Origin of the sequence: Labilithrix sp. (assembly GCA_019637155.1) — a bacterium.
Lineage (GTDB): Bacteria > Myxococcota_A > Polyangia > Polyangiales > Polyangiaceae > Labilithrix.
On sequence record JAHBWE010000045.1, the window covers coordinates 1 to 8260 of the forward strand.

The following is an 8260-nucleotide window of genomic DNA, read 5'->3' on the forward strand; positions in this document are numbered from 1 at the left end:
TGAGGCGGGGCGCTACTCGCGCCAGAGGAACTTCCAGGGGTTGTGCTTCAGGTCGCGGACCATTTCCTGGACGTCGTCGTAGATGGCCTCGTCCATCACGAGGGCGCCGACGGTGCCGTTGCCCTTCTTGATGTGGCTCACGATCGACTGGGCGTCGGCGGCGGTCGAGTTCGCGCGGGCGGCGAGCTGCGCGAGCTCGTCGAGGGTCTTGCGGAGCTTCACCTGCTCCTCCTCGCCGCCGATCGCCTTCGACGCGCGGTTCAGGTTCGCGATCGCCTCCTTCGTGTCCTTGATGAGCGGGCCGCTGTCCTTCTGGATGTCGCTCGAGAGCTTGTCGATGTTGTCGATCGTGCGCTGGATCTTCGGGTTGTCGACGTAGTTCGTGCGCGCGTGGGCCGTCAGCGTGTTCGCCTCCGCCGAGAGCTGCTCGAGGTTCGTGACGATGTGGTTCACCTTCTCGCGGTTGTCGGTGAGGACCAGGTTCAGGTTCTTCAGCAGTCCCGCCGTGTTCGTCGCGATGTCGGAGATGAGCTCGCGGTTGTTGCGGATGCCGTTGATCGTCGTGTCGAGCAGCTCGTAGGCCTTCGCGAGGAACAGGTCGAGGCGCGGGGGATCGATGCCCTTCACGATCGTGTTCTCGGCGAGGACCGGCTTCTGCGGCGAGCCCGGATCGATCGCGAGGAACTGCTCGCCGAGGACGCCCTGCGTCGTGATGTAGAAGTCCGCGTCGTCGTGGATCGACTCCTTCACCCGCTGCTCGATCTCGATCTTCGCGCGCACCAGCGTGCGGCGGTTCGTCTTCGGATCGATCTTGCCGCCCATGAAGGAGAGCTCCTTCACCTTGCCGCACTTCACGCCCGCGACGCGCACCGGCGCCCCCGACTGCAGGCCGCCCGGATTGTCGAAGTCGACGAAGACCGTGTACGTCTTCTCGAACGACAAGCCGCCCATGATGAGGACGAAGGCGGCGAGGATGCCGAGCGAGACGAGGATGAGGACGCCGACCTTGACCTCGATCGATTTCTCTTGAGCCATGAAAGCGAGATCGAGAGTACGGCAAGGTCACTCGTTTGCGTAGAGCTTCATCCGCCGCTTCACGACCTCGAGGAAGCGGTCCTTCGTGTCGGGGGAGGGGGGCGTCATGAAGGCCCACGAGTAGTCGGTCGGGAAGCTCTCCCGCGTCTTCGCGCGGCCCGCCTCCGGGAAGGAGAGGATCGAGTCGAGCACCTTCGCGTCGCCCGCGTGCTGATGGCAGCCGATGCAGTTCGTCTGCGCGTTGTGCGCGCCGCGCTCGAGGAACGGGTTCGAGCACCACGTGTGCTTGCCGTGCACCGCCGCGAGCGCGTCGCCGAGCGATCCCTCGAAGCCGCCGCGCGGATCGGGGTCCTTCTCGTCGAAGTCCGTCACCACGCACATCTTGTAGTGGTCCCACGGCGCGCCGAGCTGCTTGATCTCCTCGGGGCGGTCCTGGCCGAAGTCGCCGTCGGCGTCGGGCGACCACCAGACCGTCACCCAGACCCAGTGGCGGAGCTCCTTCGTCATCACGTGGAGGCCGACGAGCGAGTAGCCCGCGTCGTCGGACATCGTCACGCTGTACGCCTCGCGCGGGCCCGCCTTGACCTTCGGCGCCGCGCTCGGCTTCCAGGTGTCGGCGGTCGCGAGCGCGGCGGCGGAGGTGTCGATCACGGGCAGGCCGTCGGGGACGAACGCGTCGTTGCGACGCCACGAGGTCTTGATCACCGCCGCGTCGGCGGGCATCTCGCGCGAGAAGCAGCTCGCGAAGTTCGAGGCCGACGGCGGCGCCGACTCGAACGAGAGCGCGTCGAGATCGCACGCCGCCATCGCGCCGTAGTCGCCGAGCACGTGCTGCACGAAGCCGGGGCTGTACGCATTCCGCGCGTTGCCGCCGAGCCCGTCGACGTGCGTCGCGTCGCCCTCCTCGACCTGCTTCATCCGCGCGAAGAAGTCCGCCTCGCTGCTCGGCCCCAAGCTCGACGCGTTCCACTCCCAGAGCGACGCCAGCTCTTGCTCGGTCGGCGCCGCCTTCGCCTCGCGGCGCTCGGGCCCGAGCTCGCCGTACATCTTCGCGAAGAGCCGCTCCACCTCGTCGCCCCCCAGCCACGTCCGAAAGCGCGGGATCGTCTTGTCGGGGAACGCCGCGAGCTTCACCGGCGCGAGCGCCTTCGCGAGCACCTTCCACCCAAGCTCCCTTCGCGCCTTCTTCGACGTCGCGAACCTCTCCTCGTCCGCCCCATCGAACACATCCGCCGGATACCCCTCCGCCGCCCCCACCGCCCTCCTCTCCAACTCCCGAATCGCCCCCTGGTCCCCCGCAGGATCCGAAGCGCGGTCCACCGCACACGCCGCAAGAGCAAGCGCAAGCGCCGCGACAGGGGCCCCGCGAAAGCGGCCGCGCAAGCGGTTGCGAAGCAACCCGAGCGCGCAGCGCGAGGGCCGTGTTCGCGGGGTGGGGGTGTCGGGGGCGAAGCCCCCGACGTTGAAAGCGCGAAGCAACCCGAGCGCTCCGCGCGAGGGCCGTGTTCGCGGGGTGGGGGTGTCGGGGGCGAAGCCCCCGACGTTGCCAAGCCTACTCAAGGCGTGGGGTGCTCCTCGACTTGGCGGATCGCCCAGTCCGACGCGACGGCCATGTACCGTCCGGTCTCGCGGTGCACGGCGAGGAAGTAGAGCCAGCCGTCCGAGCGGAAGTGCGGGTAGAGCGCGAAGTAGCCGGGGGGCATCTTCGTCACTTGCACCTTCTTGCCGGTGATGAAGTCGATGACGATGACGTCGGCGGAGCCCTTCGCGAGGTACGCCGGGTCGGGGTCGGGACCGAAGTCGCTCGGCTCGTTGTAGTGGTGCGTCGAGAGGAAGCGCTCGTCGAACGAGAGGTTCGCCTTGTTGCCCTTGAGGCAGACGTTGCCGATCGTCTCGAGCTTGAACTCGTAGCGATCGCCGACCCGCACGCGCTCGAGCGTCTCCAGCGCGTAGCCCCACGGCGTGTTGCCCTGCGCGTCCTTGCCGTACGCCCAGCGGCTGCCGAGCAAGCGGCCCGTCTTCGACATCATCGTGTCGCCGCGGTACGGCGTCTTGATCTTGAAGGCCGCGCCCGCGATCTTGTAGCCGTCCTCGACGTCGCTGCCGGTCGCGACCGCGGTGTAGATGTTGATGCCCGAGTCCTCACCGCCGCGCGGAGGCGTGTCGCGCGCGGCCGCGGTGTACGCGCCGGAGTCGCCCGCCCAGATGCTGTAGAGGATGAAGCGATCGCTGATCGAGTTGTCGGCGACGACCTGACCGACGGTCTGGTAGAGGCCGCTCGCCGCGCTGAGGCTCGAGCACTCCGGCTCGCCGAACGACACGAGCGTCGTCGACGGCTTCTCGAGCAGCGACTGCGCGCAGAACTTCGTGCCGCCCTGGAACATGAAGGCCTTGTTGTCGGGCCAGAAGTCCGGATCGTAGGAGGCGCGGAGCCCGATGTCGCGCGACTGTCCGTCGAGCGTCGCCTGGAGATCGAGCGCCTGCGCGCCGCCGTTCGAGCCGCCGCCGGTCGCGACGAAGCGACCGTCGGCCGAGGCGCGGAGCCAGAACGAGTTCGGCGACTTGAGGTTCCGGAGGACGCGGATCGTGGAGCCGTCCGTGCCCCACTCCGTCTTCTCGAAGACGTCGGTGCCGTCGGCCTTCTTCGCCTGGAAGCACGCGGTCGGGCTCACCGGGCTCTCCGGGTTCGGCGCGGGGCAGCCGATCATCGGCATCCGGTTCGCGAAGTTCTTCGCCGCCCACGTCTGCGTCTTCACCGCGCTCGTGCGCGCGGCGAGCTTCGTGAAGTCGTCGACGCACTTCGTCGGGCGGTTCTCGCGGAAGATGCAGCGGACCTGATCCGGTCCCGTCCCGCAGTTCTCGACGCCGGGGAGCTTCTTCTGGAAGAAGGTGAGGACCGTCTCGTACTGCGCCGGCGTGAGGCGCGGGTAGTCGGCGAGGACGGGCATCAACGTCGCGCGACGGAACTCGGCGTAGAGGTCGTCCTTGCCCGCGAAGATCTCCGCGAACAGCTTCGCCTGCTTGAACGTCTCGGGGTGGCGCTCCTCGTCGATCGTGGGGCCCGGCGTGAAGTGCGCGCCGGCGGTGAGGATGCCGATGCGCTCCGGCGCGAAGCCGGTCCGCGGATCGGCCGGGTTCTGGCGGAAGAAGTCGATCTTCTCGTCGTTCGAGGCGTCGCTCTTCAAGAAGTCGACGGCGGCCTTGTACTGCTCGTTCCAGCCCGCGAGCGTGACCGGGTTGATGCTGTGGCAGCCGGTGAAGCTGCACGCTCCGACCTGGCCCGGCGCGGCCGGCACCGCGTTCGTGCCCATGATCCGGAGCGCGGAGACCGCGAGCTCCGCGTCGGTGAGATCGTGCGCAGAGACCTCCGTGTCCTCTGCTCTCGTCCCGCACGCGACGATCGCCGCCGCGCCCAACAAACCGAGTCCCACCAACGAGCCGAGCCCAAGCTTCGCCATTGCTGGCCTTGCGTGCAGTGCCTATGCCACTCAGGCACACATGGTAGGATAGGCGTTCCGGAAGCGGATCGTGGGGACCATGGGACCCTCACGATCCACCCCTTTCGACCACCGTCGCGGTATACGGGAGCACGTAACGCCTTGAAACGGTCCACAGTCTGGCTCGGAGTCGCCCTCATCGTCGGGGGTGGTATCGCCTACGCGAGGCTCTCGCGCTTCCACCGCGCGGCGACGCGCGCGGCGGCGGGGCCGGTGACCTCCGAGGACTGGGACCTCCTTCGCCAGCGCCCCGACGACTCGCGCGTCGTCGCCGCGGCGGCGATCGAGCTCCGCGCGGCGGCGGAGCTGCCAGAGTGCGATTCGGTGGCTCGCGTCGCGGCCCGCACCGGCACGATCCTCGACGAGCACCCGACCACCGACGACGAGAGCCTCGCCGCGATCGCGAAGATGCTTGCAATATGCAGCGATCAGCGGCCCCTGCGCTGGACGAAGCGGCCGCCCGAGGACCTCGTGAAGGCGATGCACGCGGACATCGCCGCCGGCGCGAGCCGCCCGAACGACCTCGTCGTCGACGCGCTGCTCAAGGTGCGGCCGCGCATGAGCCAGGAGCTCGTCGACGTGATCGTGAGCGCGGTGAAGCCGAACAACTCGAAGGCGGAGACCCTCGTCGCGACCGGCCTCCCCGAGAACGACGAGCCGCTCGTGCCCGCGACCGAGAACGCGCTCCACCGGCGGCCCGCCGGCGCCGACGACCGCGTCGCCGCCGCGATCCGTACCTGGCTCGGCGCGATGAAGGAGAAGGGGCCGAGCGAGATCGACGCCAGGTCGATGACACGCGCGGTGGCGTGGTCGCCGCCGCCGCGGCTCGAGGACGACGGCGCGCAGGCGCTCGCGAAGACGATCGAGCAGGTCGAGGCGGTGAAGACGCTCTGCGCGAAGCTCGTCCTCCACCCCAACGACGCCGAGATGCTCGGCAAGTACGCGACCGGGCCCGCCGCGAAGGCGTGCGCCGAGCCCGCGAACCAGATGAAGGCCGCGCTCGACATGCTCTACGCGGTGGCGGCCGGCGCGAAGCAATTCGAGGACGAGAAGAGCGAAGCGGCGAAGCGGCGCCGCGACGCGTGGGAGGACGAGCAGGCGGAGGCGATCGCGAAGCGCGGACCGAGCGCGATCCCCGCCGCGCGCGAGGGCCTCAAGCACAACGCGCGCGCGGTGCGCCGCGTCTCGGCGCGGACGTTCGCGAAGCTCGATCGCGCCACCTACGCCGCGACGATCACGGAGCGCCTCCGCGCGCGCACCGCGAACCCCGACGACGCGAAGCTCGTGCTCGAGCTCCTCGGCACGTCGGCGAACTTCGACGCGAGCGCGGTCCTCGCGACCTTCTACACCGGCGATCTCGACGTCGTGAAACGCGCGACGGCGGCGCTGAAGCGGCAGAGCCCGGAGCGGTGGGTCGCGCCGCTCTTCGCGGGGCTCTCCGTGAGCTCGGCGGTGCCCGCCGTGATGAAGGGGTACACCGACGCGCTGGAGCAGACGCCCGGCGCCGCCGCGATCGCGGCGAACGTGCTCGACGCCGCGTTCGTCCGCGGCGGCCGCGCCGAGGGCGTCTTCTGGCTCACGAAGATGTTCGCGCTCCTGTCGCTGAAGGCGAAGGGCAACGCGGGGCACGCCGCCGTCGTCGAGAAGTTCACGACCGACAAGACGACCTACCCCGTGATCAAGCTGCGGAACGAGTCGTTCACCGGCGAGATCCACGAGGAGAGCCGCACGAACAAGACGATCGGCGAGCTCGCGACCGAGACGCTCGCGGCGGTGAAGGGTCGCTGAGGGAGGGCTCGGCTCAGAGCTCCATCGGGCCGCTCGCGCGGCCGTTGATGAACTGCTGGACGATGCCGTTCTCGGTCTTGCGGAAGTCCTCCTTCGAGCCGTACATGAGGACCTTGCCGCGGTAGAGCATCACGATCTTGTCGGCGATCGTGAAGATGCTCGGGAGGTCGTGGCTCACGACGATCGAGGTGACGCCGAGCGTGTCGGAGAGCTCGCGGATCAGCTTGTCGACGCGGCGCGCGCTCACGGGATCGAGCGACGTCGTCGGCTCGTCGAAGAGCACGTAGCTCGGGTCGAGGGTGAGGGCGCGCGCGATCGCGACGCGCTTCTTCATGCCGTCGCCGAGCTCGGGCGGGTAGCGGTCGCCGAACTCTTGCATATGCACTTGATGAAGCCGCTGCCGCGCCTCGCCGAGGGCCTCCTTCGGGGTGAGGTTCTTGTGCTTCCGGAGCGGCAGCGCGACGTTCTCGGCGCAGGTGAGCGAGTCGAAGAGCGTCGAGTGCTGGAAGACCATCGCGCACTTCTTCCGGATCGGCCCCATCTGGATCTCGTCGAACTTCGAGATCTCCTGGCCGTCGAGCCAGATCTCGCCGGAGTCCGGATAGAGGAGGCCGACGAGGTGCTTGATGAGCACGCTCTTGCCGACGCCGGAGGCCCCGATGATGAAGAACACCTTGCCGGTGGGGACGTCGAAGGAGACGTCGTTGAGCACGGTCTTCGGGCCGAACGATTTGACGATGTTCTTGAACTGAATCACAAGAGGACGCCCGCCAGCTTAGCCGGTTTTTGGACTCTCCGCGGGGCGCGGACGATGCTGCGGCGATGAGCGAGAAGGACCTCCGCGCCGGCGACTTCGTGACCCAAGGCGTCCGCCTCCTCCGGCCGCTGGCGGAGGGCGGCATGGGGCGTGTCTGGATCGCGGAGCACCTCGGGCTCCGGACCGAGGTCGTGGTGAAGCTCATGGCGCGCGAGATGACGGCGCGCGAGGACGGCGCGGCGCGCTTCGCGCGGGAGGCCGAGGTCGCGGCCGCGATCAAGAGCCAGCACGTCGTCCAGGTCTTCGACCACGGCGCGACGAACGGGGTCCCTTACATCGTGATGGAGTTGCTCGAGGGCAAGGACCTCGGCGCGGTGCTCGGGGAGCGCGGGCGGCTCGAGCCGAGCGAGGCCGTCGCCGTCGTCACGCAGGTCGGCAAGGCGCTCGCGAAGGCGCACAAGGCGGGGATCATCCATCGCGACGTCAAGCCGGAGAACATCTTCCTCTGCGCCGGCGAGGGCGAAGCGATCCACGTGAAGCTGCTCGACTTCGGCACCGCGAAGCACGCGCGCGCGACCGGGAAGGAGACGCTCCCCGGCGAGATCATGGGCACGCCCTACTACATGAGCCCGGAGCAGAGCGTCGGCGCGCTCGTCGATCCGCGCACCGACGTGTGGTCGCTCGGCGTCGTCGCGTTCGAGATGCTGACGGGGACGAAGCCGTTCGAAGGCAGCAACGTCGGCGCGATCGCGCTCGCGATCCACGGGCCGTTGCCGCGCATCGCCGACCGCTGCTCCGACCTCCCGCCCGCGCTCGACGCGTGGTTCGCCCGCGCGTGCGCGCAGGTCCCGCAGGACCGCTTCGCGTCCGTCGGCGAGATGACGAGCGCCTTCGTCGAGGCGCTCACCGGTCAGGCGCCGGCGACGGAGCAGACGGAGTCGATCTGCCTCGTCCCGCCGCGCCGCATCAGCGTCCGCCCGCAGGACCACGACAGCGAGGAGATGAAGAAGACGATGCCGACCTCGATCGAGCCCTCCGTCCCGCCGCCGCCGAAGCACGACTCCATCCCCGCGCTCGTCGCGAGCCTCCCCGATCGCGAGGCGGTGCACCGGCCGACGAAGATCGCGGCGGGCATCGTCGCCGTCGCCGCCGCCGCGCTCATGGCCGCGATCGTGATGCATCG

The 8260-nt window shown here is 69.1% G+C and carries 6 protein-coding genes; 2 read left to right on the plus strand and 4 right to left on the minus strand.

From position 1 onward, the window contains the following. Positions 1–12: 12 nt before the first annotated feature. The 3 genes from KF837_44820 to KF837_44830 all read right to left on the minus strand — a co-directional run bounded on the left by KF837_44820 (position 13) and on the right by KF837_44830 (position 4493). Positions 13–1035 (minus strand): MCE family protein, encoded by a 1023-nt coding sequence (locus KF837_44820; GenBank protein MBX3234499.1) that lies wholly within the window; start codon positions 1033–1035, stop codon positions 13–15. Between the two features lie 27 nt (positions 1036–1062). Continuing rightward, the gene (locus KF837_44825) at positions 1063–2292 is read right to left on the minus strand and encodes a hypothetical protein (GenBank protein ID MBX3234500.1); all 1230 of its coding nucleotides are present in this window, start codon (positions 2290–2292) and stop codon (positions 1063–1065) included. A 299-nt stretch (positions 2293–2591) separates the two neighbouring features. Further along, on the minus strand, positions 2592–4493 hold the full coding sequence (locus tag KF837_44830; GenBank protein ID MBX3234501.1) for a hypothetical protein: 1902 nt from the start codon (positions 4491–4493) through the stop codon (positions 2592–2594). Positions 4494–4634: 141 nt separating this feature from the next. Here KF837_44830 and KF837_44835 point away from each other — a divergent pair, with 141 nt between their 5' ends. Further along, positions 4635–6320 carry a hypothetical protein gene (locus tag KF837_44835; protein MBX3234502.1) on the plus strand — a complete coding sequence of 562 codons (1686 nt, stop codon included), beginning with the start codon at positions 4635–4637 and terminating at the stop codon, positions 6318–6320. Between the two features lie 13 nt (positions 6321–6333). Here the strand turns inward: KF837_44835 and KF837_44840 are convergent, their stop codons facing one another. After that, positions 6334–7032 (minus strand): ATP-binding cassette domain-containing protein, encoded by a 699-nt coding sequence (locus tag KF837_44840; protein ID MBX3234503.1) that lies wholly within the window; start codon positions 7030–7032, stop codon positions 6334–6336. A 110-nt stretch (positions 7033–7142) separates the two neighbouring features. Here KF837_44840 and KF837_44845 point away from each other — a divergent pair. Beyond that, positions 7143–8260, plus strand: a 1118-nt coding sequence (locus KF837_44845; protein ID MBX3234504.1) for a serine/threonine protein kinase, incomplete at its 3' end; no start/stop codon positions are given.